The sequence below is a fragment of the Paenibacillus sp. YN15 genome (assembly GCF_003285005.1).
In the GTDB taxonomy this organism is placed as follows: domain Bacteria; phylum Bacillota; class Bacilli; order Paenibacillales; family NBRC-103111; genus Paenibacillus_AR.
On record NZ_QMFA01000026.1, the window covers coordinates 1 to 25317 of the forward strand.

General features: G+C 57.4%; 20 protein-coding genes, 1 riboswitch and 1 other annotated feature. Of the genes, 4 read left to right on the plus strand and 16 right to left on the minus strand.

Features of this window, described 5'->3' with window-relative positions; translation table 11 throughout:
- Window positions 1-12: 12 nt before the first annotated feature.
- Window positions 13-765 carry a helix-turn-helix transcriptional regulator gene (locus DQG13_RS19190; RefSeq protein ID WP_113021409.1) on the minus strand — a complete coding sequence of 251 codons (753 nt, stop codon included), beginning with the start codon at window positions 763-765 and terminating at the stop codon, window positions 13-15.
- 157 nt (window positions 766-922) lie between these two features.
- Between DQG13_RS19190 and DQG13_RS31540 the strand changes: the two genes are divergently transcribed.
- Complete coding sequence (locus tag DQG13_RS31540; protein WP_258525764.1) at window positions 923-2674, plus strand: phosphotransferase; 1752 nt, start codon at window positions 923-925, stop codon at window positions 2672-2674.
- A gap of 5 nt (window positions 2675-2679) precedes the next feature.
- On the plus strand, window positions 2680-3027 hold the full coding sequence (locus DQG13_RS19205; RefSeq protein ID WP_113021410.1) for a hypothetical protein: 348 nt from the start codon (window positions 2680-2682) through the stop codon (window positions 3025-3027).
- Window positions 3028-3228: 201 nt separating this feature from the next.
- Here the strand turns inward: DQG13_RS19205 and DQG13_RS30860 are convergent, their stop codons facing one another.
- The 13 genes from DQG13_RS30860 to DQG13_RS19265 form a co-directional block, all read right to left on the minus strand.
- The gene (locus DQG13_RS30860) at window positions 3229-3372 is read right to left on the minus strand and encodes a hypothetical protein (RefSeq protein WP_181592846.1); all 144 of its coding nucleotides are present in this window, start codon (window positions 3370-3372) and stop codon (window positions 3229-3231) included.
- A 54-nt stretch (window positions 3373-3426) separates the two neighbouring features.
- Window positions 3427-5535, minus strand: coding sequence for a glycoside hydrolase family 52 protein (locus tag DQG13_RS19210; RefSeq protein WP_113021411.1), 2109 nt, complete (start codon window positions 5533-5535; stop codon window positions 3427-3429).
- Window positions 5536-5537: 2 nt separating this feature from the next.
- Window positions 5538-6434 carry a glycoside hydrolase family 43 protein gene (locus DQG13_RS19215; RefSeq protein WP_113021412.1) on the minus strand — a complete coding sequence of 299 codons (897 nt, stop codon included), beginning with the start codon at window positions 6432-6434 and terminating at the stop codon, window positions 5538-5540.
- Between the two features lie 27 nt (window positions 6435-6461).
- Window positions 6462-8201 carry an MGH1-like glycoside hydrolase domain-containing protein gene (locus DQG13_RS19220; protein WP_113021413.1) on the minus strand — a complete coding sequence of 580 codons (1740 nt, stop codon included), beginning with the start codon at window positions 8199-8201 and terminating at the stop codon, window positions 6462-6464.
- Window positions 8202-8223: 22 nt separating this feature from the next.
- Complete coding sequence (locus DQG13_RS19225) at window positions 8224-9105, minus strand: carbohydrate ABC transporter permease (RefSeq protein ID WP_113021414.1); 882 nt, start codon at window positions 9103-9105, stop codon at window positions 8224-8226.
- 15 nt (window positions 9106-9120) lie between these two features.
- Window positions 9121-10029, minus strand: a complete 909-nt coding sequence (locus DQG13_RS19230) for an ABC transporter permease (RefSeq protein ID WP_113021415.1) — start codon at window positions 10027-10029, stop codon at window positions 9121-9123.
- Between the two features lie 93 nt (window positions 10030-10122).
- Window positions 10123-11778: an extracellular solute-binding protein gene (locus tag DQG13_RS19235; RefSeq protein ID WP_113021416.1), complete on the minus strand. Its 1656-nt coding sequence runs from the start codon at window positions 11776-11778 to the stop codon at window positions 10123-10125.
- 99 nt (window positions 11779-11877) lie between these two features.
- The gene (locus DQG13_RS19240) at window positions 11878-13308 is read right to left on the minus strand and encodes a response regulator transcription factor (RefSeq protein WP_113021417.1); all 1431 of its coding nucleotides are present in this window, start codon (window positions 13306-13308) and stop codon (window positions 11878-11880) included.
- On the minus strand, window positions 13295-13552 hold the full coding sequence (locus DQG13_RS19245; RefSeq protein WP_181592847.1) for a response regulator: 258 nt from the start codon (window positions 13550-13552) through the stop codon (window positions 13295-13297). The genes DQG13_RS19240 and DQG13_RS19245 overlap by 14 nt, the downstream gene beginning before the upstream one ends.
- A gap of 1 nt (window position 13553) precedes the next feature.
- Window positions 13554-15290: a sensor histidine kinase gene (locus DQG13_RS19250; protein WP_113021419.1), complete on the minus strand. Its 1737-nt coding sequence runs from the start codon at window positions 15288-15290 to the stop codon at window positions 13554-13556.
- A 124-nt stretch (window positions 15291-15414) separates the two neighbouring features.
- Window positions 15415-16815, minus strand: a complete 1401-nt coding sequence (locus DQG13_RS19255) for an NCS2 family permease (protein ID WP_113021482.1) — start codon at window positions 16813-16815, stop codon at window positions 15415-15417.
- 150 nt (window positions 16816-16965) lie between these two features.
- A riboswitch (purine riboswitch) is annotated at window positions 16966-17066 on the minus strand.
- Window positions 17067-17238: 172 nt separating this feature from the next.
- A complete protein-coding gene (locus tag DQG13_RS19260; protein WP_113021420.1) occupies window positions 17239-17634 on the minus strand; it encodes a secondary thiamine-phosphate synthase enzyme YjbQ in 396 nt (131 codons plus the stop codon).
- A gap of 71 nt (window positions 17635-17705) precedes the next feature.
- Window positions 17706-18542 (minus strand): AraC family transcriptional regulator, encoded by an 837-nt coding sequence (locus DQG13_RS19265; protein ID WP_309472248.1) that lies wholly within the window; start codon window positions 18540-18542, stop codon window positions 17706-17708.
- A gap of 38 nt (window positions 18543-18580) precedes the next feature.
- Window positions 18581-18836, plus strand: a binding site (T-box leader).
- Window positions 18837-19048: 212 nt separating this feature from the next.
- On the opposite strand from DQG13_RS19265, the gene DQG13_RS19270 reads away from it, so the two are divergent.
- A complete protein-coding gene (locus DQG13_RS19270) occupies window positions 19049-20803 on the plus strand; it encodes a proline--tRNA ligase (protein WP_113021422.1) in 1755 nt (584 codons plus the stop codon).
- An 854-nt stretch (window positions 20804-21657) separates the two neighbouring features.
- Here the strand turns inward: DQG13_RS19270 and DQG13_RS19275 are convergent.
- Together DQG13_RS19275 and DQG13_RS19280 are read right to left on the minus strand one after the other, a co-directional pair.
- Window positions 21658-22095, minus strand: coding sequence for a pyridoxamine 5'-phosphate oxidase family protein (locus DQG13_RS19275; protein ID WP_220094419.1), 438 nt, complete (start codon window positions 22093-22095; stop codon window positions 21658-21660).
- A gap of 155 nt (window positions 22096-22250) precedes the next feature.
- Complete coding sequence (locus tag DQG13_RS19280) at window positions 22251-23876, minus strand: glycoside hydrolase family 3 protein (protein WP_113021424.1); 1626 nt, start codon at window positions 23874-23876, stop codon at window positions 22251-22253.
- Window positions 23877-24119: 243 nt separating this feature from the next.
- On the opposite strand from DQG13_RS19280, the gene DQG13_RS19285 reads away from it, so the two are divergent.
- Window positions 24120-24986 carry a MurR/RpiR family transcriptional regulator gene (locus DQG13_RS19285; protein WP_113021425.1) on the plus strand — a complete coding sequence of 289 codons (867 nt, stop codon included), beginning with the start codon at window positions 24120-24122 and terminating at the stop codon, window positions 24984-24986.
- Window positions 24987-25317 lie beyond the last annotated feature (331 nt).

Consider the following 25317-nt stretch of genomic DNA (forward strand, 5'->3'; position numbering starts at 1 on the left):
AAGATGGACTACTCATAGCTTTAAGCTTTTTAGAACCCCCAGTCGAACTGGGGGTTTTCGTATACAATAAGGCTCCTCCTCCGCCACGGGCACCACTTCCCCGGCCCCCATCAACGGCGAGATGGCATACCGCTCTCCGCGCAGGGACACATTGGCGACCGTTCGGAGAAACATCAGCCGGATCATGCCGGCGGCTTCGTCGAAGCCCAGCAGGCAGTTTTCGGAATCGTACGGAAACAGCTGCATCGGCGCAAAATGCTCCAGCCTCCTGATCTCCCCCTCCTCCATCACATCCAGCCGGACCTTGATCTGCAGGCGGATGGCCCGGGCCAGCAGTTGGAATTTCTCCGTTTCAATCGCCTGAACCGTATGCACGGGGATCGGCTTGTCCAGCAGTCCGCAGGTCTCCTCCGCGCCCTCACTCTTGCGCAGCTCCCCGGCCGCCAGCTTCTGGAACAATTCCGCCAACCCCAGCGCCTCGGGGTCCCCGGTTTTTTCGTAACGGTACGATAAGTACGAAAGATTCCGCGCCTGGGAAGCCGTCAGCAGCATAGCAGGCAGGGCAAAGGTAGCCTCCGTATAATGGTAGCCCTTGTTTTTGCGGCAGTATTCCACCGGCGCTCCCAGGGAATCCCGCAGATATTCCACATCCCGGGCCGCCTGCCGGAGGGAAATATTAAACGCCTCGGCAATCGCCTGACAGTTGGGATAAGCCTCCGCCCGCAGTCTTCCGTCGATCCAAATTACCCGATGCCAGTTGCTCATTCTTTTTGCCGGCCTCCTTGTTGCGTCCATCCCCTATTATTTCGCTATACAAAAAGTATACTATCCTCTCCCGGTTGCGCAATATGGTATAATCAGCAAACTGACTGTCCGGAGCGTTGACCATAGACATGGGAAGCAATTTAAGGAGGCGGATTGGATGGAGGAATGCACAGGCTTTGAAGGCAGGTTTGTCAAAATGGAGCCGCTTCAAAAGGGCTGGTCCAGCGATAAAAAATATGTAGCCGAGGATGCGGACGGCAAAGTGCTTCTGCTGCGCATTGCCGATCAGTCTGCCGGCCCCCGCAGAAAAGCGGAATACGACATGATGCGGAAGGCCGCCGCATTGGGAGTGCCTATGCCGCAGCCGCTGGAGTTCGGAACCTGCAATGGCGGACAAAGTGTCTACACCCTGTTCTCCTGGTGCGAGGGGGAGGATGCGGAGGCGGTTTTGCCGGAGCTGACGGATACGGAGCAGTATGTGCTGGGCTGGCAATCCGGGGAAATGCTGAAGCGCCTCCATTCCATCCCCGCCCCGGCGGAGCTGGAGGAGTGGGAGCACCGTTTTGGCCGTAAAATCAGAAGCAAAGTGGAAAAGTACCAGGCCTGCGGCATCCGGTTCGACGGAGACGGGGAGGTCATGGCTTACATTGAGCAAAACCTCCGCCTTCTGGCCAACCGCCCCCAATGCTACCAGCACGGGGATTATCATGTGGGCAATATGGTGATCTCCCCGGAGCTGGGCCTGTCGGTCATCGACTTCGACCGGAGCGATTTCGGCGATCCGTGGGAGGAGTTCAACCGGATTGTATGGAGTGCGCATATCAGCCCGCATTTTGCCACAGGGCAGCTGAACGGTTATTTCGGCGGCAGGCCGCCGGAGGAGTTTTTCCGCCTGCTGGCGCTTTATATTGCCGTCAACACCCTTTCCTCCGTCCCTTGGGCCATGCCCTTCGGCGAAGAGGAGGTAGCCGTTATGCTCAAGCAGGCCGGGCAGGTGCTGGCCTGGTTTGATGGAATGGGCAACCCTGTGCCCGCATGGTATTTGGGGGAGCCCTGCATCCAGTATCTGGACGGCTTGCCTTACCGGCTGAAGACTCCTTTTGACCTGTCTTTTGTCAGCGGATACGGGCGGGTGTTCAAGATTTTCGATGATCAGGATTCCGGGAATATCTGCTTTGGCGTGGAAACGGACGGAAAGCGGCTGTTCATAAAATATGCCGGGGCGCCGACGCAACGGTATGACGGAGAGCCGGAGGACGCCATCGGCAGGCTGAAGGCCACTGTGCCGGTATATCAGGACCTGGCCCACCCTCATCTGGTGCGTTTGCTGGGGGCGGAGGAAATCGGCGGGGGGTATGCGGCGGTCTTTGAATGGAGCGGCGCGGAATGTATGAGCAGGCAATACCCCCGGTCCAGGAAAAGGTTCCAGCAGATGACCCCGGAAGCCCGGCTGTCCGTATTTGCCGATATTCTGGACTTCCATGCCCATGTGGCGGAAAAAGGGTATGTTGCCATCGATTTTTATGACGGCAGCATCATGTATGATTTTTCCCTGGGGAAAACCGTCATCTGCGATATTGACGTGTACGCCAAGAGGCCGTATACCAACCGGATGGGCCGGATGTGGGGGTCGTCCCGGTTTATGGCGCCGGAGGAGTTCCAGTTGGGGGCAGCCATCGACGAGGTGACCAACGTCTACCTGATGGGGGCAACCGCCTTCGTGCTGTTTGCCGGGAATGACCGGACGCGGGAGGGCTGGCCGCTGAACGGGGATTTGTATGAGGTTGCGGCAAGGGCGGTCTGCCCGGAGCGCAGCGGACGGCAGGCCTCCATCCGCCAATTTATGGCGGAATGGTTCAGTGCAGGCGGGGGCAGCGCCGCGCAAGCGGCAGCCCGGGATGGCGGCTGAAGGGCATGAAGCAGAGGCCGCCAATAGCCTATGCCAACAAGCGCCTCCCCATCCGGGAGGCGCTTGTTGGCATAGGGGCTGGCGCGGTAAGCGAGCTGAGCGAAGCCGGCCATGGCTTGAGCCTGTGCGGATGTGCGCCCCGGGCTAGGCGGGCACCGTTTGATTTGTATGGGCCAGGAAGGCAAGCTACGCGGACTCTGGTTCCGTTATTTAGTGAAAAAACGGCATTTTTCCAGCTGGGCGGACAGAAAATCCGTTATGAAAATAAAAACCAGCGGCGCAGGCACCCAATTGGTGAAATAGCGCATCCTGTGTCCGCGGAATTCCAAAAAGAGGCAATTTTTCAAAAATAACGGATCGTCTGTCCGCTCAGCCTCTCCAGAGAGTCGAGTGCCCCGTTCCGATCAACCATGCTATCTCCCGCCGACTCCCTGCTGCCCACAAGCCAACTCTTCCTCAGCCAACAGCTCCTGCCACTCCCCCTCCTCTCCTCACAGCACACCGGTCCCGCATCAAACCCTATTTTCCCAAAATACTAGCTCTTACCGCCAACTCTACTCTATACCCTCCCCCGGCACAGTGGCTCTTGCCGCCAAATCCTGTTCCTCCTCCAGCACGCTGGTCCTACCCGCCAGCTTCTGCACTAACCCTCGCCCTGCCCGCAGCTCCTCAACTTGCAGCCGCTCCGCAGACGGCAAGGGGCGGAGCAGCCTCCGCTTGTTCCGCCTCGGCTGCTCCGCCCCTGCTTCACTTTATTCTTCCAGCCACAGGATGCTGGTGACGCCCCGCGGGTAATACTTGCTGCCCGCGATTTCGCCGGAGATGATCTGGTCGCTCCAGCTCCAGACGGACAGCTCCGGGTGGGTGAGCCACGCGGCGTGGGCGGCGTCCGCCCTTGCCCCCTGCTCCCCCCACTCCCTGCCGAGAATCCGGCGGGCGATAAACTGGCACAGATACACCTTGCTGAGCCACGAGTTGTTGCTGGTGGAGGAGAGCTTCCAGCCGCCGTCGGCAAACAGGCATACCCCCTCCGTCAGGACCGTGGCCAGATGGGTATCCAGCGCCCGGATGTAGCCGCCGAAGCGGCCCTGCGGGTCCAGAGCCTCCGTCAGCCCCATGTAATAGGGGAAGACCAGCCCTTCAATAGCGGGGATAATCCGCGATTCATTGCCCTCCTCCAGCACCGCCGGAATAAAGCCGTCCTCCCGCAGATGCCCGGCCAGGGTCCGGGCGCAGCGCTCCGCCTGCTCCCCCGCGAGAGCGGCCAGCTCCCCGCAGCCGGCATCACCCAGCAGCTGCTCCAGCGCCAGATAGGCGGCCCAGCATTTGCCGGCCAGATACAGATTGTTCCGCGCCTGCCCCAGAGAAACATCCAGAGAGTCGTAGGTGGTAATCTCCGCCTTGCCCATCACCCGGCTGCTGTCCAGCCCCATCAGGCCGTTGCGCCGGGCCGGGTCCGGGTGGTCCCGGTTCAGCATACTCTCCAGGCAATCCCGGAATATCTGCACATGCCTCCCGAACCATTCCCGGTCCCCGGTGTGGACCACATACACAGAGGCGCAGAGAATCCAGTTGACCAACTGCTCATGGGTCATGTGGGAGAAGCAGCCGCTGTGGCCGAACAGCTCATAAGCAGAAAAGCCGGGCCGCGACAGGGTATTGGCCACTCCCATGTCATGGGTGAAGCTCAAGCCCCCCGGATATTCCGCATCATCCCCGGGAAAACGGACCGTATCCCGGTAGCTGTACCGGCTGACGAACATGTCCAGCTCATTGCGGACCGTCCAGGGGTTCATCCGCAGCTCATAATACAGCTGGTCCACCGTCAGATCGAAGGTGTTCATCATCCGGTATTCGCCTTCGTTCACCACCCAGAAGGGGCCGTCCGCAGTCCGGAGCAGCTGGGTATTGCCGTAGTAGCTGCGGATGCTGTGGGCCATCATAAACCGCTGGTCCTCCGACAAGGACGCTTCCTCCAGCATACCGTTGGACCGCTCCGCCAGACGGGCCACCCGGTCAAACTGCTTCAGCGCATACATGCCCACTTCCTCAATATTGCGGAAAAAGCCAGTGTAATAATAGGAGGCGTCCAATCCCGCCGTAACCGTGCCCCCGTGATAAAAGCACACCGCAAACCGGTAGGTGCGGCATTCCCCCGCAGGCACCTCCGCCACCAGCGCCCCCACCGGGCCAAGGCCGAAGCCCCAGTTTTCCCGATGCGGCGCGGACAGGATGCTTTCCATGCTGAAGTGAAGGGCCGACTGCACCTCCGGGTCATCCGACACGATGGCGGTCATCCGTCCCTGCCCCACCCCGGCAAGCTCCGTACAGGTATCGTCCAGCCGCCGCATGGAGGTATAGGGATCGCTGCCCTGATAGCCGAAAAAGGCGCGGCGCGCATAGCTCCCCCGGGTATTGTCCACCGTCAGCTCCGCCAGCACCGCGGGCATAATCACCCGCTTCAGCTCCTCGGCAGCGCACACCTCAGGCTCGGGAACCGGTTCCGTCTGCGTGTAGACCGTAAACGTCAAATCCCCTGCCCGCCACGTGTCCGTGGACAGGCGGAAGTCACGCTTCACCGCCTCCTTGGGGAAAGAAAACAGCAGCTGGGGCTTTTGCGGCTTCTTCTGGGCATTCTCCACATCGTAGCGTTTGCTGTCATCCTCCCGCGGCTTGAAGAAGGGCAGCACATCATAGATACCCTGCTTCTCCGCCGATTCCACCCCGATAAACACATTCTGCCGGGGAGAGCGTCCCAGCTCCATTTCCAGGCCTCCCCCACTTCCGGGAAATCCCAGGGTGAAGCTGGCGAAGGCGCCAACCGGCGAATGGTGGGCATTAAAGAACATATTCGCAGGCATCTCTACACTCCTTTCTCCCCAAGCAGGCGCACATAACCGTCCCGCTCCTCCACCTCCAGAAAATAGGGGCGCTCATGGGGAGTCTTGTTGGGTGAATGAACCGTCAGCATCAGACGGCCGTCCAGGGTGCGGAACAGCATGCCGTGTCCGCCGTCGCTTTTGAACAGGGCTTCCTCCTCATGCTCCCAGGGCCCCAGCACACTCCCGGACGCAGAGCGGGACACGCCCAGGGCATAGGTGTTGCCGATAAAGCTGGCCCACAGCATCAGGAGCGCCCCGCTTGCGGCCCGGTACAGGAAGGGACCGTCGGTTACATAGTTGTCCTTGCCGGGAAACCGCTCCGAGCGGTAAGGAGTGGGCCACCCCGCCTCTGACGCCCGGAACAGCAGCGCCGGCTCCCCTGTGGCAGCCCGCAGGTCCTCCGTCAGCCGGACGGCGCAGATTTCCCCATCGGTCACCTGCTGCCATTCATGGCAGAATACCATCCAGGGTAAACCTTCTTCATCTATAAACAGGGTGCCATCCAGGCAGCACCAGCCCTCCGGCGTAACCGGACCGCTGCTGTGCAGGCGGTAAGGGCCCGCCAAACTGTCTCCGGCCAGCACCGCCGTTCCCAGCAGATTATTATCTTCCCTGCGGAAGGTCGCCAGAATATAATACCTCCCGCGGTATAGATGCACCTCCGGCGCCCAAAAATTCCGCTCGGCAAAAAATCCCGGCTCAGGCCGGAACACGGGAACCGGACCCTCCCAGGTCTGCAAATCCCGGCCCGTGTACATGTCGAAGCCTGTGCCTTTTCCCCATATATTGGAATCTGTGCTGCCGAACAAATAATAACGTCCTTCCTCCGGGACAGTCACCACAAACGGGTCCCGGATTTGAATTTCTTCCGTCCGCATCGTCAACTCCACATCCACCTCCCGGAATTATCCATACGCCGGAAATACAATGCCCGGCTTCAACACACGCACAAGTCCTTCCTCCGAAAGCTCCAACTGCTCATTGCCTTCAATAGCAAGCGGCAGCTCCATCCCTTGGCAGCGCACATGCCCCTCCACAGGCCGCACACTCATGCCGACCACACGCTTCAATTTGCCCTGCCGGTCGGTTACCGCTCTTGTTCCGGCAGGAATACTCAGCAGCGGTTCACCATTCCGGTAAGCCGTCCCGCCTTCCACGGTCACCGTCCATTCGTACAAGACCCCATCCACTCTCCGGCGGTAAGCCGTTTCCGCCGCAACCGTCCCGCCGTGATCCTGGGGATAGGGCAGACAAGCGGTAAACCATAACTCACCATCCGGCCGGGGCATAATCCCGCACAGCCGCTCCACATAATCCAGCAGGCAAAGGATGGACGGGGAATAGGTCTCGGTAAAACCCGCCTCCCCGGTCCACGGGCTCAAGGTTTGGGGAAAACGGTCCATCCGCGTCAGAGCGGACACAATGGGATTCAGCACCCAGGTCAGCTCCACAAACCGCCCATGATGCTCGAAGGCATGGGGAGCGCGGATCAGGCTCAGGAAATTGGAGGTGCCTCCCCAGCTGTTGTAGCCGGAAAAAGGATCAAAGCGGGGATCATCCATGGCAATGGAGGTAAAGGGGTATTTGGCAAAAAACTTGCGGGTGTTAAGCAGATAACGCTCCAGCATCCCGTCGAAAAATTCCCGGTCCCCCACCTCGCAGGCAAGCACTCGCAGCAATACATCCGACTGAATCCGGACGAAGCGGTTCTGGCGGTCCCGGTCATAGAAGAACCAGTCCGTCTCATCAAAGCACCAGCGGTAGAGACTCTCTAGCGTCTCCCCGGCCTTGCTCTCCCATTCCCTCGCCTTACTCTCCCATTCCGCTGCCTTCCCTTCCCACTCCTCCGCCTTCCCTTTCCACTCCTCTGCCTTCTCCTCCCCGCCGCCATCTGCCCCTGCCTCTCCCAGCCAACGGGCCATCCGCGCCAGATACAGGCGCTGGCAATATACGTTGGCCGTCAAATCCGGCGCCAGGTATGGCGCCAGCGGCGAGTCGGGGTTAACCTGCCGGGCGTCATCCTGATGGCAGGTGTCGGGCACATGCCAGAAGCGCGGGGACAGATCATGTCCCGTGTCAAAGGTGCAGAAGGCCTCCACACAGCCGCTGCCCCGGGTATTCCGGTATGCGGCAAGCCACTCATCATACCGCGCCATGGCCTCGTACATGGTCCGCAGAAATCCGTCATCCCGCCCGTTCAGCTCATGGTGGTTCCACACGGACCGGGCAAGCGGCGTCACCATCTGAATTTGCCGGTAAGCCGGACCTGCCGCCGTCACCTTATACGGCAGCTGGCCGTCCTCCTTCTGGTAGCGGGCGAACAGCAGGAAGCTTTCCCGGGCCACAGACGGCACAAACCGGGACAGCAGCTCGCTGTTGATGGTCCCCGTGCTCTCCATCCAGCAGCCGGAATAGCCGCCCCCCTCAAACAGCACCGGCGATTCATCCACCATCGGCGCAATGCAATCGAAAAGCTTGCGGAGCGCCCGGTAATAGGCATCCTCCAGAGGGCCGCCCGCAGCGGCGAATCCGACTCCGGACAGCAGCCACTCCTCCAGCACCTGCCTGTCCGAAGCCTTCGGCAGGCTGCCCAACCGCTCTTCCACGGACAGCTCCCGCAGCCGCTTCAATATACTCTCATTCATGCTGCAAATCCTCCCATCTGCTTCATCCCTTGACGCTGCCCATGACCAAACCCTTCATGAAATACTTTTGCAGGAAGGGATACAGCACCAGAACCGGGAAGGCGGCCAGGAACACCTGGGCGGCCTTAAAGGTGCGGTCGGAGATTTTGGAAATATCCAGCAGCTCATTGGTAGGGATCATGCTGGGGTCATTGCCGATGACAATGGTTTGCAGATAGCTTTGCAGCGGATAATTGGCCGGCGAGTTCATATAAATCAGGCCGTCAAACCAGGAGTTCCAGTGGCCCACGATCATAAACAGGGTAATGGTGGCGATGGCCGGTTTGGACAAGGGGCAATAAATATTCCACAGCACCCTCCAGTGTCCCGCTCCGTCGATATAAGCGGCCTCCTCGATTTCCTTGGGCAAATTCCGGAAGAAGTTCATCAGGAGGATCACATTAAAGACCGAAAGCGCCCCAGGCAGCACCAAGGCCCACATGGTATCCAGCATTCCCAGCGCCTTGATGGTCATGTAGGAGGGAATCAGCCCCCCGTGGAACATCATCGTAACAATGAAGAACCACGCGTACACCGTCCGCGAGCCAAAAGCCCGCTTTTCCTTGGCCAGCGGAAATGCCGTCAGCACCGTTACGACAATGCTGATGACATAACCCAAGGCCACCCGCTGCACCGATACAAAAGCGGCAGTCATAAACTCAGCCTTGCCCAGAGCGTGCTTGTAGGAGGCCATGGTGAAGTTCACCGGCCACAATTTCACCTCTCCTGCGGCGGCGGAGCTGCTCGCGCTCATGGAAACCGCCAGCACGTTAATAAGCGGCAGGATGCACGCGATGGCCATAACGGCCAATGCCACACAGTTGAATACAAGAAAAACCCTTCTGCCAGCCGTCAGCTTGTGCACGTTTCTCCCCCCCTCCTAAAAGATCCGGTAGCCGGCATATTTGCCCGCCAGGAAATTGGATAAGGTAATCAGCCCAAGGGCAATCACCGATTTGAACAGGCCTACTGCCGTGGCTACCCCGTACTGGGCGTCGATCAGGCCGATCCGGTATACCATGGTATCCAGAATATCCCCTGTGCTGTATACCATGGGGCTGTAGAGGTTGAACACCTGGTCAAAGCCGGCGTTCAGAACATTCCCCAGACTTAGCACGGCCATCAAGGTCACAATCGGCATAATGCCGGGAAGGGTGACATGCAGGGTCTGCTTCCAGCGGTTGGCCCCATCCACAATGGCCGCTTCATACAGGTGGAGGTCGATAGCCGTAAGCGCCGCCAGATACACAATGGTGCTGTAGCCGAATTCCTTCCAGGTGTTGGAGAGGACCAGCGTGAAGGGAAACCAGTTTTCATTGCCGAGAAAGAAGATCGGCTCAATGCCGAAGAACCCCAAGGCCTGGTTGACGATACCGCTGGTAGGCGACAATATATCAATCAGGATACCCCCGAGAATAACCCATGACAGGAAATACGGAAAGTAGATAATGGTTTGAATCGTCCGCTTAAAGGAGTTGCTGATCACCTCGTTCAGCATCAAAGCCACAATAATCGGCACGATCAGTCCTGCGATAATTTTCATCACGGCGATAAAGACGGTATTCCAGAGGACACTGGTGAAATTGGGCAGATTAAAAAGATAATGAAAGTTGTCCAGGCCAATCCATTTGGACCGGAAGACTCCTCTGGACGGTATGAATTTCTGGAAGGCAATCACGATGCCGCCAATGGGGATATAGTGGAACAGCACCGACAGGATCACACCGGGCAGCAGCATAATATGCAGCGGGAGTTCCTGCAGCCTTTTTTTGCGGGTATTGCTTGCCATATGGCTCCCTCCATCCGTATTTGCCGTTGTGAAGAGACGGAGGGGAACCGGAACTGTTCCCCTCCGCAACCGTTTATTCGCATCCGGCAAGCTTTATTTGTTTTTGGCGGCCCATTCGTTGATTTCCTTGGTGATCTGATCGCCGCCCAGCTTCTTCCAGTCATCCACGAACTTGTCGAAGGAGTCTACGGATTCGCCCATGAGGATCTTCGTGAACACTTCCTCCTCCATCTTCTGAAGAGTGGCGCTTTTCTCCACCATGGTAGCCGTCGGCGAGCTGTAGAAGGCATCCAGCAAATAATTATCCTCTTTCACGTACTGCTCAATGACTTCAAAGCTGCTGGGCGAGCCGAATACCCGCTCCGTACCCCAGTTAGCCTTGTTGCCTTGGCGGAAATCCAGCACCTTGTCATAATAGCCCTTTTCCTCCGCGCTGAGCTTGGAGGCATCCTTGGAGCTGAGGGATTTCACCACATTTTGGTGGGCGATGAGATTCTTGTTGGCCGGTTGGGGAAGCAGAATCCCGTAAAGCCAAACCGGAACATTCGTCTTGCTGTGGCTAAATTCGGGCCTGGCGGGAATAGCAGGATCATAACCTGCCATAACCGAGTTGAGGATCTTGATGATGGCCTCCGGATTTTTGCTGTTTTTGCTGACGCCGTAGTAGATGGTAACCGGCATTTTGCCCATGGGAACAGCCTTCTTGCTGTCAATGGAAACCAGCGGAATGGCCTTCCACTCGGCCTTGGGATCATTGTCGATATTCTTCTGGGTAATAGAGAGGGGTGCGGACATGGAGCCGTAGAAAATGCCCACCTTGCCGCCGACAACGGACTCTGTCACCTTGGCCCGGTCCTTGATGCCGAATTCCTTATCCAGCAAACCTTGCTTATACATGGTCTGGAGCTGGCGCAGCGCTTCCTTCACCTGGGGCTGGGTGCTTCCGTAAACCAAATTGCCCTTGTCATCCTTCACCCACTTGCCGGGATACGCATGATAGCCGGAGAAAAAGCCCGAGGTGCCAAAGTGGGAATCCGTCAGGAAGGTTTTGGTGAAGGCCAGGCCAAAGGTGTCGTTTTTGCCGTTGCCGTCCGGGTCCTTCTGTGTAAACGCTTCCGCAACAGCGAATACGTCTTGCAGGGTTTTGGGTTCGGACAGCCCCAGCTTGGTGAGCCAGTCGGTGCGCACATACAGGATGGGCAGGCCGTCTACGGCAGAGGCCGTTTGCGGAATGGCCATGAGCTTGCCGCCGATCTTGGCGGTATTGAAGCTTTTCATGTCCTGCTGGAGAATGCTCTTGGTAATGGGGGTAGCGTATTTTTCGAATAAATCGGTAAGATCATAAAGCATGTCGTTTTCCGCCAGATCCGTCAGCTGCTTGTTCTTCAGCCACATAATGTCGGCTGTATCGCCGGAGGCAATGGAGACGCTCAGCTTCTGGTCAAATTGCTCCACGGGAACCGTCCATTTGTATTTCAGCTTGATGCCCAGCTCGTCTTCGTACATTTTGGTGTAAATATTGTTGTCGATGGTGTCGCCGTTTTCATACTGGTAGCTGGCCTCTGTATAGCGCCAGGCGCTAATCTCTACGGGCGGCTCATATTTCTTGCTGATATCCAGCGCAGGAGCTGCGGAAGCGCCGGAGGAAGCGGCAGGCGACTTGCCTTCCCCGTCGCTTTTGCCGCAGGCGCTCAGAAGCAGGAGCCCTGCCGTGGCGGCAAGTGCAATCGGTTTCGTTTTGTTTGCCATTTGTTATTGACCTCCCCAATTCATGTGTAGTGGTGACACTTTCATCATACGTCCCCTCCGGCCGGCGCCACAACAATCACCTGTTGACATTCCATTCCGCTATTGACTTGTTAACGAAGTCCGATATTCCTGGGGGGTCATTTGGGTATATCTGCGGAAAGAACGGGTGAAATTGGCCGCGGAATTGTACCCTACCCGCTCGGCCACCTCCTGAACTTTCACATCGGGATTGCGGAGCAGCTCCATGGCTTTGTTCATGCGGGAGGAGTTGATGTAATCGGACAGATTCAGCCCCGTCTCCTGCTTGAACAGACGGGAAAGATAGGAGGGATTGAAGTAAACCAGCTCCGCCAGACGGACCAGGGAGAGCTCGTCGGGATTATCCAGATGCTGCTGGACATGGCGCTGGACAGCGCTGATGATGGTCTTGGCGCGGCGCTCCTGCTCCACGTCCTGGAGGTCAAACAGCATATTGCCGACGGAGGCCAGATACCGGACCGCATCCGGCCAGGAGCTGTGGCTGCACGGCTTCATCAGCCGGTTCAGCTCCGCATGGGCGGCCGCCCGCTCCGCCAGATTCCAGCGGTTCATGTAGGACAGGCAGATTAAAGCGATGGAGAAGTACAGCTCCTGGCTGGGAATATGCTGCATGTCGATTTCCGCCTGGCCGTCCGTCAGCTCAGCCAGCAGACGCCCAAATTCCTCCTTCTGCCCATGCTCCAGGGCATCGGACAGCTTGTCCAGAAGCGCCAGCCGCACATGCTTCATCTCCCGCGGATGCTGGGCCGGACGCTGCAGCTCCCGCTCCAGGATATGCTTGTCCAGGAGCAGCATGCCGCTGCCTTGGCCAATGCGGTAATTGACCAGCATATTGAGCATGGAGAAACGCTCGCCCGCCTGATCCAGGTGAACCAGGCTGTCGTCCAGGGCAAAGGAGATCAGCGCCCCCACCGATTCCCGGCAGGCCGCCTGAATCAGCTCCACATTCCCCGTCACGAACACGCGAAGCGCCTCCCAGCCCTCCTCCAGCCCAGCCGTCTGGCCACTGTCCCGGCGCTCCTGAATCAGCCAGACCAGATCGGTGTTATCCACCGCCACATGGGCCAGCTTGGCCCGGGCGGATAAATATTGCTCGGCAATCAGCCGGATGCCGAACAGGAGATGGGATTTCTCCGAATAGGAAAGCCCGTCGGGGAGGCTGTTCAGCCGTCCCAGCATCATCAGCGCCGGGCGGTCGGCATCAAGGGGAATGCCCAGCTCCGCGAATTGCTCCCGGCTGATATCCTTCCTGTGGTGCAGCCCTTTGACAATTCCGTGCAGATAGTCCCGCTGCAGAAGCTCCTGCGCCGCGCTCAGCCGGTCCTCCGCCTGCTCCAGAAGCGCCTCCGCCTTCAGCTCCGAATCCAGATCCGCCAGGGTTTGCTCCACCACCTGAATAATCCGGTCGTAGCCTTCGGTTTTCAGCAGGTAGCCCACACTGTCGTACTGAATGGCGGTGTAGATATACGAAAACTCGTTATGTCCCGTCAAAAAAAATCACCCGGCACTTGGGCCACATGGCGCGAATCCGCTCCAGGAGCTGCAGGCCGTCCATTTCCGGCATGCGGATATCGCTCAGCACAATATCCGGACGCATCCGATGGCATAGCTGCAGCGCTTCCGGGCCGGAATAAGCCTTGTACAGGTCCAGCTCCAGATGCTGCAAATTTTCAAACACCTCATACAAACCGTCGGTTATAATCGCCTCGTCATCCACGATCAGCATCCGGTACATCCTAGCTTCCCCCATCCTTTGGATAAATGGTCATGATTACCCGCAAGCCCTGCTGCTCCCCCGCCTCCAAATGCAGGCCGCTCCGGGGGCCGAATTTCATCCGAATCCGCTGATGGATATTAAGCAGCGCCGTGGTTTCCACCGTTCCGTCATGGCTGTTCAGCTCGCGGTTTAAGGCCGCCGCCTGGAGGTCGTCCATCTGCCCCCCGTTGTCCTCCACGATCAGCAGCAGCCTGTCCCCGTCCTTTTCGAAGCTCACGCACAAAAGCCCGTTGGACCGCTTCTTCTCCAGCCCGTGCTCGAAGGCATTCTCGATAATGGGCTGGAGGATCAGCCGTGGCACCATAATATGCTCCGTCTGCGGCGGCAACTCCCCAAACCTTACCTTGATCCGGTTGGAAAAGCGCATGGCCTGAATGTCCGTGTACACCTTGGCATGGCCCACTTCTTTGACCAGGGGCACCTCATCGGAGCTGCTGCGGGTAATAAACTGATAATATTCCCCCAATTGGTTGGTGAACTGCTCCAACTGTTCATAATCCCCCACCCGCGTCATTGTATTCAGCATAAAAAAGCTATTGTACAAAAAATGCGGATTAATCTGGGACTGGAGCTGCTTCAGCTCCGCCCGCTGGGTGAGAATCTGCTGCTTGTACACCTGGTCGATGAGGGAGTTCAGCTTTTCCACCATGCCGTTAAACCGGGTATAAATGTACTGGAACTCGTCGTTTTGCTTATGGCCGATGATGACGCTGAAATCGCCGTATTCGATTTTGCGGAAGGCCTTGGCCAGCTTGGTCAGGGGCTTGTGGATATATTTATAAGCATAAAGGGAATAGACAATAATAACCACCAGAGCTATACCCGCCAGGGTAAAGAACCATCTGCGGAATTGGGCCAGCGGCTGGAACACCGCATCCTCGGGCACATACTTGCTCAGCACCGCTCCGAAAAAATCCGATGAGGTAGTAACCGCCAGATAAGAATTACGGTTAATGTCCACCGTTTGTGCGCCGGCTTTACCTTGCGGCTTGCCCAGAAGCTCCACCAATTGCGAGTCGAAAGCGGCATCCCCGCCGGTGCTGAGGGTAAACTGGGGACTGGTCAGAATCAGGCCCTCGTCTGCCGAGTTTTTCATGGACTGCAGCGTGTCCTCCAGCTTGTCCAGGGACAGCTCCACGGCGATCAGAAACAGCGGCTCCCGTTTGCCGCTTAGGCTGAACGGATACGCCACGCTCAGGAACAGCTTGTTTTTTACCACTCTTACCCGGGATTCAAAGGACAGCGGGCTGTTCATCAACGCCACATACTCCTGACGGTCGAAGGAGTTTATCGTAATGGCCGACACATTCTTGTCAATACCGGGAATGAAAGCGTATACATCTTGAATGTAGGCGCTGCTGTTTTTGATGGCGTTGAGCCGCTGCTGCAGCCGCAGAATGTTCTGCATCTTGTCGATGTCGTCCAAGGATTCGGGGATGCCGGCCAGCCGGTTCAGATTTTCGTCATTCAGGCAGTCGTACTGCAAGGTCTGGATTCGCTGAAACTCCTTCTCCAGATCGGCGAGATACTGGGATACCTGCGAGGTCATGGACTTGGAGATTTCCGACTGGAGGGTCCGGATGCTCCAATTGTTCATAATGGCGCTGAGGATATACATGGGCAGCATGATGCAAATGAGCGAAAAAATCAGCCGCGTCAACGTGGCTTTTTTCCAGGGCTGTTTGGACAACCTCATATAATTCCCCCTATTTCCTCTGATCGTCCGTCGCCTTCATTATAAGGCCAAACGGGGGGAATGGAAACGGAAAAAAGCGCCTCCCCGATGAAGGGAAGGCGCTTTGCCGCGGCAGATGCGTTTCTTAGCCCTGGCTGCCGACCAGCACATAACGGAGTATGATCAGAACGGCGAGAATCCACATGAGCCAGTGAATATTGTATTTTTTCTTGCCGGCTATATTGGCCACGCAGGCCAGGATCACATACGAGAAGATACCGAAGGAAATCCCGTTGGCAATGTTATAGGTAAACGGCATGAAGGTAATGGTCAGGAAGGACGGAATCGCCACTACCATGTCCTGGAAGTCGATATCCTTGACGGACTGCATCATCAGCACGCCGACGACGATCAGAGCCGCCGCAGTAGCGGAGCCCGGAATCAGGGCCACTACAGGAGCCAGGAACAGGGACAGAAGGAAGCATACGCCGGTGGTTACGGAGGTCAGACCGGTGCGTCCGCCTTGGGCAACGCCCGCGGCGCTTTCCACATAAGCGGTAATGGTGGAGGTACCTAGCATAGCGCCGCCGCCAACGCCGATGGCGTCCACGAACATGGCCTTGCCCACGCGCTTTCTGCCTTCTTCCGGATTCTTCATGAATCCGGCGCGGTTGGCGGTGCCCACCAGCGTTCCGAAGGTATCGAACAATTCAACGAAGGTAAAGGTAACAATGACGGAGATAATACCGGTATGGATAACGCCATCCCAGTCAAAGGCCATAAACTGCAGCTGGCCCAGATCCGGAACCCAGGGGGTTTTGTCGCCGGTCAGCACGTCGAAGTTCACTTGGCCCATCAGCATGGCGATTACAGTTGTGCCCAGAATACCGAACAGGATGGCTCCCGGCACATCCAGCACCATCAGGACGGCGATCAGCACCAGACCGATGATGGTCAGCTGTACAGTCGGGTTTTCCAGGCTGCCCAGATGGAAGATGGTTTCAAAGGAAAGCAGGTCGGTGTATTTGCCCTTTTCCACATTGTTCAGGGTTTCTACGCCAACAGTGAGCAGGCCGCTGTTCTTCAGGCCGATGATGGTGATGAACAGGCCGATCCCCACGGTAATGGCGTGCTTCAGACTGTCGGGAATGGCGACAATCAGCATTTGCCGGACCTTGGTCACGGTCAGAATGATAAAGATGATGCCGGAAATAAATACCGCGGTCAGACCCATCTGCCAGGTAAAAGGCTTGTCCGTTGCAGCGGAGGACAGCACAACCGAGGCAAAATAGGCGTTCAGCCCCATGCCCGGCGCCAGCGCCACCGGAAAATTAACGAAGATGCCCATAGCGATGGTAAAGATACCTGCGGCGATGGCAGTAGCCAGGAACACAGCATACCAATCCATCCCGGTCCGTCCGAAGGCATGCAGGGTGTCCGGATTGACCGCCAGAATGTAGGCCATGGTCATAAACGTGGTCAAACCGGCCATAATTTCCGTTCTAACCGTGGTGCCGCTTTGCTTCAGCTTGAAAAAACGTTCCATTCTGCTTGCTTCCTCCTTTTTTTTCATGCGCGGCTGCAACAACAAAAAAAAGCCTGGAGTCCTCGACTCCGGCTCTTCAGGAAAGACAACGCCCGGCGGTGCATGGGAATCCGGCCAGGCAAGATGCTCCTGGCGGCCCGCTTGCGCTGCCGTAGTGGTGTTTCCCTTCGTAGCCAGATCATTTACGGTGATCCTGTAGAGACTTCCGGGCCAATCCCCGGATTTATACGAAGTAACATTTGTTGTTAGTTTGCCTTGACGTTCATTATTGTAAAACGCGGGTCGAACAGTGTCAATAAAAATCCGAATATTTCAGAGGTTAATTTTTTGTCTTGTTCGTAATTTTCCATAAATAATCAGTTTGCGGCACTCAAACAGGGGAAGATAGACATTTTATGTCTATTATTCCCCTGTTTTCCCGGATTATTGCCCGGTGATCTGCACATAAAAGCTTCTGCAGCGCGGACCGTCGAATTCGCAGAAGTAAATTCCCTGCCAGGTGCCCAGCAGAAGCCTTCCGCCATCGGCGATGACGGTTGCGCTGGAGCCTACGCAGCTTGCCTTCAAGTGTGCGGAAGAATTGCCCTCCGCATGGCGAAATTCCGGCCGGTCGGGGAATGCCTTGGCCAGCCCCAGAAGCATATCCCGCACCACATCGGGATCGGCATTTTCATTGATGGTGATTCCGGCGGTGGTATGGGGGCAGTAGACGAGGCAGGCGCCGTCCCGCACGCCGCTTTTGGCCAATGCCTCCCGAACCATCGCCGTAATGTCGACGAAATTTTCCGCATCCGTATTCAGCCTGTACTCATAGAGCATTGCCATCATCCTTTGCCGGTATAATACTTCATTATACCCGGCTTTGGCCGATTCTTCACAAACCGCTGCCGTTACGACCGCTTGCGGACAGGTATGGCAATCTCCATTTGGCAGGTGCCCTCATGCAGCCAAGCGTGGTCCCGCTCGTCATACCGTTCAAAATCCAACCTGGACTCATCGTATTCATAGGGGGAATCGGGCAGCCATTTTGTCAGAATCTCCCGCCAGGTATCGGCAATGGATTGCGGATACTCCTGCTCGGGAACCCTCGGCGTGGTGAATACGGCATACAGTCCGCCGGGCATTTCCTTTTGGCGCATATCCGCTTCTATCTTCCCCAGGTCCTCCCGGTTGTCCACTCCCACCCCCAATAACCAGGAGAACTCCCCTGTACTCTCATCCACGTTATAACAAACGCTGTATTCACAGTGCTCCGACAGGGTAAAGGTGTGGTGCAGGCGGGACAGGAGCGGGCCAAATTCCAGGGACAGCGTGTTCCAAAAAGCGGGGATGTCGCTGACCCGCTTGACCTGCGGCATGGTGTGGCGGGATTCGAAGCCGACCACCAGAAAGGATTCCTTTTCCACAATTTGCACATGCATATTCTTCATTCCTCCGATGTTGGATTGGATTAACCCTATAGCCGGCTTGCCCGGCGGTTGGGCGCTGACATGCATATGGAATAGGGATGGCGGATAGCCGAAGCATTTTTTGAATGCTTTGGTAAAGCCGGCGTGGGTGCCGAACCCGTAATCCATTGCCACATCAATGACTTTCCTGCCCTGGGACAGGTCATACAAGGCAAATTCCAGCTTGCGCCGGGTCACATAGGCCATGATCGGCGTCCCGACCAGCGCCGCGAATATCCGGCAAAAAATAAACTCCGGTTGCCGTTTCCCAATTGACAGCCAGCTGGAAGTTTGCTACACTTCCACGTAACTGAATATCAAAAGCGATGAAAAGAACCAGTACGCATGCTGGATGTCCCAGAGAGAAGATGGTTGGTGCGAATCTTCACGGACAGGATGCGGAACCCCCTCTTGGAGCTGTGGCCTGAATCATGCTGTAGTAGGGCTTATCGGATTCCCTCCGTCACAAGGGAAAGGTATCGGGCTTTAACGGAGCCCCGTACTTGAAAAGCACAGAGCAGTGATGTTCTGTGGAATTTAGGTGGTACCGCGGACTGTCTGTTCGCCCTAGGGGCTGTCTCCAAACTCCGAGGGGAGCAGATTTTGCAGAATTTTCGTTCCAGGCAAGGCACTTACGTGAAGGCGTACCGGGGGGTACGTCAAGCGGAAGTAACGAAGCATGGGGCGAAAAGGCGGTGAAAGATGCCCTCAAGCGGGTTTGAAGACAGGCCCTAAGCCGTTTTTTCGGCTTGGGGCTTTTTTATTTTCTTAAGGAGGCTGCATCTATGAAAATGGCAAAGCTTGTAGGCGAGCGGTTCCGGGAAAGGCCCTCCGACTGCGTGATCGACAGCCATGCGCTGATGGTCCGCGGAGGATATATGAAGGCTGTGGGCAGCGGGATTTATACCCAGACGCCCCCTCTTCGCCGGATCATCCGGAAAATCGAGGAGATTATCCGGGAGGAAATGGAAGCCATCGGCGGCCAGGAGGTACTTCTGCCTGTGGTGATGCCGGAGAGCCTGTGGCAGGAATCTGGCCGGGCGGCCAGCGTCGGCAGCGAGCTGCTGCGCTTCCGGGACCGGCATGGCAGCCCCCACCTGCTGGGGATGACCCACGAGGAGGCGGCGGTGCAGCTGGTGCGGGAATACGGCAGCAGCTATCTGCGTTATCCTTTTATGGTCTATCAGATCCAGACCAAGTTCCGGGATGAAGCCCGTCCCCGCGGCGGATTGATCCGTGTACGGGAATTCACCATGAAGGATGCTTATTCCTTCCACCTCTCCCCGGAGGATCTGGCCGATTATTACGGCCAATGTTACCGCGCTTATGAGCGGATTTTCGCACGTGTCGGGCTTCCCCAGGTGATTGCCATTGCTGCGGATTCGGGCATGATGGGCGGAAATGTCTCCCATGAGTTTATGCTGCCGACGCCTGTGGGGGAGGACACCTTGGCGCTATGCCCCGAGTGCGGCTACAAGGCCAATATGGAGGCGGCGGAAAATGTGGTGGAGCCTTTTGCGCCGGTTGGGGAAGGAAGCTCCGGCAGCGGGAAGCTTGCGTTGGTCCATACTCCGGGCATGCATACCATCCATGAGGTGTGCGGGTTTCTCGGACTGCGGGAGGAGCAATCCTGCAAGGCGGTGGTGTACCGGACGGAAGCCGACGGGCGGCTGGTGATTCTTTTTATCCGGGGCGACCTGGAGGTGAATGAAACCAAACTGACCAATCTGCTGGGCGGCGATGTGCGCCCTGCCGTTCTGGAGGCGGATGGCAGGCTGTTTGCCGGATTTATCGGTCCGGTAGGGTTGGCGGAGCCCGGGGAAGGAGCTGCGGTGCTGTTCGACCGTTCGCTGCAAGGGGCGGCGGGGCTGTGCTGCGGCGGAAATAAGCCGGATCACCATTACACCGGTCTGGACATGGAGCGGGATTGCAGCGGGGCGGAATATCATGATCTGGCCAAAATTAAGGAAGGCGGCATTTGTCCGGCCTGCGGCAAACATACCATCACCCTTTCCAGAGGCATCGAGGTGGGGAATATCTTTCAGCTCGGGGACAAATATACCCGCGCCATGGGGATGCAGGCGGCAGATCAATCCGGCGGGCTGAGCTATCCCCTGATGGGCTGCTACGGCATCGGCATCGGCCGGCTGGCCGCTTCCGTGTGCGAGATTCACCGGGATGAGCACGGGCCTATCTGGCCCATCTCCATTGCGCCGTGGCAGGTGCAGCTGTGCTGTGTGCGGGCGGACGATGCGGCGGCCCGGGCTTGCGCCGATGAGCTGTACCGGGAGCTGCAGCGGCTGGGCATCGAGGTCATCTATGATGACCGGACCGTCAGCGCGGGGGTGATGTTCTCCGACGCAGACCTGCTGGGCGTTCCCGTCCGGGTTATCGTCAGCCCGCGGAATCTGCAGACCGGCTGCTGCGAGATCGTTGCCCGGGACAAAAGCGTCAGCATGAAGATCCCCGTAGAGGAAGCCGCCCAGGCGGCGGATGACCTGGTGCGACGCCTATTGGCGGAGCTGGTGTGGAGCGAGTAGGCGATGCTGCCTTCGGGCGAGTGGACGGGCGCGGCCTGGTGCGGCGCCTGTTGGCGATGCTGGTGTAGAGCGAGTGGGCGATGCTGGATGCGGGCGAGTGGACGGGCGCGGCCTGGTGCGGCGCCTCCCTGGCTGCCTTAGCCTGGCGCCCGGAAGTTGCCGACTTCCCTGATTGCCTTAGCCTTGTGCCCGAAGGAGCGCAACGGAACTGAGCGACTCTTAAAGCCGCTTTTGCAGCCAATTCGCATCGCAACGGAACTGAGAAGCGCTTATTCCCCGCCGCAGCCTCATTTCGCTTCTATTTTCGCCTCACGAGGCACATAAGCGCTTCTGAGTTCCGCAAAAAAACCAAATTAGCGCTTTTGCCGCCGTAAGAGTCGCTGAGTTCCGCAACGGGAGGCTAGAGTGGGTGAAACAGCGGGATTCATGGCAGTAGCGAGATTGGCAACAGTGGCGGGATTCGTGGCAACAGCGAGGGGCGCGGTAATAACGGGATTGGGGACAGTAGTAGCAGGATTCGTGGCAACAGCGGCGGATTCGTGACAGCACCAAGATTTGTAGCAGCCCTCGTCTCCGCCACTGTGCCGCCTTCCGCCTCAGCGCAAAACAAAAACCCGCCAACGGCCGGCGGAACCCCGGCCCGGCCGAATAAGCGCCGTGGCCTGGGTCCCCCGCCATTGGCAGGTTCCGTCCTCTATATTTGCTGCACCAGTCTAATGGACCGTACCGCTCAACTAATCTGCTTAACCAATCTGCTCAACCAACCTGCTTAACCATCTGTTCAACTAATCTGCTCTGCCAATCTCGACACCCGAGCCTTGCCCCAAGCAGCTTTGCCTGCTTTGGGAATTATGTTACGCCAGCAGGGTGAAGCTGCCGTTTTTGAACTCGTACACCCGCTGCGGGTTGGGGGAGTAATCATCCACGGTAACCCGCGCTTCCTCCAGGTAGAAAATTTTGAACACCGGATTATCCGGGGTTTTGTAGATGTTGGCCAGTTGGGGCTCATGTTTGAACAGCGCTTCCTTGGCCTCCGGGGATTCGTCGAATTGGACGGTGCCGCTGATTCTCACCCACACATTGTCGGGAGAGGTTTGGGAATATTCCACATAGGGAACCGCCAGCAGCTGCTCATACACCGCTTTGGTGCTGGCCGTGCTGAAGTACAGTCTGCCGGTTTCGGCATCCAGATGGGGAAGGCCCCAGGGCCGTACTCTCGGCTTGCCATCATCGACAGTAGCGAGGTAAGCGGGAGTATAGTGCTGGATCACAGACAAAATTTCCTGGCTCAATGAAATAACCTCCATTTAATGAAGCGGCAGACCACAGGTGCTCCGCTTGCCGGTATCAGTTCACCTCATCATAGCATTATTGCGCTGCCTGATGTCAAGGTCAGGAAGTAAAGACTGGCTTGTGGTCAAAGACCTATTGTATGCAGCTCCAAGGGTCAGAGGGTACAGCCCCAACCTGCCGGATAGTCCGGCGACAGCGTCACCGGCAACCTGCCCATGGCAGGCAATCGGCCCGTCAGCACCTTGGCGGCAGCCTGGAGCATCAGGGGCCGGTTTTCGTAGCAGGCCAGATACGCATGCACTCCGGGAAAGGCCAGCAAATCATAGGGGCTGCGGAGGGCCACCGCAGTTACTTTGGCGCCGGGCACCCCGAGCAGCTCCTGCACCAGCCGGGCCTGGCCCGGATTGAAGGCGGCGTTGTAGGTGCCCGCCACAATCTGCAGGCGCCCGGCCGATACCGCCGCCATAACCGCCTCCACCTCGGCCACCTCCGGCGTTAGGCCCACCTCAAGCTCCTGCACATCGGCAAGATAGGGCTTCAAGGCCTTGCCCAGGGTTATTTCCTGGCGGATAGCCTCCTCCACATCCGTCCGGGCTTCAACCCGGGGCCAGATCACCAGCGTTGGCGCGGCAGCATCCAGGGGAAGGGAATCCGGCTCCGCCTTCACCAGCGTCACCGCCCGTTCCGCGGCCTGCTCCGCAACCTTCACATGCTGCCGGCTGCCCACCGCCGGCAGTCCCTTCCCGCGGACCAGCCGCTGCCAGCTCTCCTCCCGGCGGGCCTTGGCCTCCCGGATGCGCCGGGCGGAGACCGCAACACGGTCCTGCGGCAGATCTCCCGAGAGCACAGCCTGGTACAAAGCCTCCAGCGCTTCAAGCTGGAGTTCAGGCGTGTGGCTGACCAGGACCAGATCCGCCCCCGCTTTTACCGCCAGAACGGCTCCACGGCCAACGCCTACCGTGCCGGAGATAGCCTTCATCTCCAGACAATCCGTGGCAATTACGCCGTCATAGCCCAAATCCTGGCGAAGGAGTCCCTCCAGCACAGCCGGGGACAGCGTGGCCGGCAATCCGCTGGAGTCATAAGCGGGAAATTGCACATGGGCGGTCATCACCACATCCGCACCGGCGGCAATGGCGCTCCGAAAAGGCGGCAGCTCTATCCGGCGGAGCCGCTCCACACTGTGGGGCACCAGTGGCAGCTCCAGATGGGAATCCGCCGTTGTATCGCCGTGGCCGGGAAAATGCTTGGGGCAGGCGCCGACCCCCGAGTCCTGATAACCCCGCACCGCCTGGGCCCCCATGATCCCAACCATATGGGAATCCTCGCCGTAGGAGCGAACGCCGATCACCGGATTGGCCTTGTTATTGTTCACATCCACACAGGGCGCGAAATTCAGAGTAATACCCAGGCTCCGCAGCTCTGCCCCCGAAATCCGGGCCGTTTCATATACCAGCTCCGGAGAACCGGCCGCGCCAAGAGCCATATTCCCCGGCATCAGGGCAACCTGCCGGTCGATTCTTGCCACCATGCCGCCTTCCTGGTCAACGGCAATCCACAGGGGGCCGGTCCCCGCCTGCTTTGCCGCCTCCTGAAGCATGCCGGACAGCTCCCGCACCTCCTCCGGCGTTCCGATATTATCCCGGAAGTAGATCACGTTGCCAAGACTGTACTCCCGGATGAGCCGCAAAATGTCCTCCGTAGGCGCTTTTCCGGAAAAGCCGCACATAACCATTTGGCCGATTTGCTCCCGTAAAGCAGTATGAGTGAGCAATTCCATTTCACACCCCCCAAATCAAATGTTATATTATATGACATAAACCCTAAAACTTTTGTCCGTATTTGCCGCCATTATAGCATCGGGCTTTCCAAACAACAATACGTTGTTTAAAATTTTATTTCAGAATGATATAATAACAACGAAAATATATTTTAAATTATCCGTTATATTCCAATGCTTGCCAACCTTATCCGCCGCCTTTACTATGTAAGTAAATCCAAAAAGAATGCGCAGGTACCCTTTATGGCCATCCAGAACAATCTTTTGCTCAAAATCCGGGATGTGCAGGAAAGCCTGACCCCCGTGGAGCGGCTGATCGCCGAGTATATCCTTGCCAACCCGGGAGAGATCCCCCACCTCTCCATCAAAAGCCTGGCCCTGTTCAGCCGCACCAGCGACGCCTCGGTGCTCCGCTTCTGCAAAACCATGGGCTACAACGGCTATCGCAGCTTCATCGTCAACCTGTCCGCCGCCTTAGGCTCCCATGATGAGGAGCAGCCGGCCCATTATTCCGACATCCAGCCCGGCGACGAGCTGGACGTGATTATCTCCAACGTATCCCGCAACAATGCCAAGTCCATCGACGACACCCTGGCCATTATCGACCGCGATGAGGTGGGCAAAGCGGTGAAAGCCCTGCGGGAAACCAACCGCATCGTCTTCTTCGGAGTAGGCGCCTCCGGCCTGGTATGCCGGGACGGGGAGCAGAAATTCTCCCGGATCAACAAAATGTGCCATGCCTATACGGACGGGCACAGCCAGCTTACTGCCGCCACCCTTTTGGAGCGCGGGGATGTGGCAGTTTTCATCTCCAATTCGGGGGACACGGAGGAAATACTCGACGCACTGGACATCTCCCTTAAGAACGGCGCCACCACCATTGCCCTGACCCGCTTCGGCAAAAGCGAGCTGGCCCAGCGCTCGGATATTGTGCTGACCTTCTCCTCCCAGGAGGTGACCATGCGCAGCGGAGCCATGGGCTCCCGCATTGCCATGCTTACCGTGATTGACATTCTTTTTGCCGGCGTCGCCAGCGCCGAGTATGCCTCCATCAAAAAATACCTTCTGAAAACCCACAACATTCTTTCTTCCAAACACAGAAGGGGCTAAGCCCCCCTCTCACCGGCTGCCGCGGCGCTTTCCAAGTGAAAGCGCCGTTTTTTTGCGCCTCCGCACACCGCCCCGGACATAACCCACCCCATCGAACAATATATGTTTTGATATAAGGTCTTGTCCGGCTCATAAAGATATCGTTTTCAAGGAATATTTTTCTCCAATTCCCATATAATTTTGGAGCATAACCATCAATTTATTTTTTTAATCCGAAATTTTATTTCAAAAAGTGATTGACGAATCCCCGTGATGGTACTATGCTTAAAACAACCACATGACAGATAATCTAACAAACAAAGAAACTATCCCTAACGCTTAAGAGCTTTCC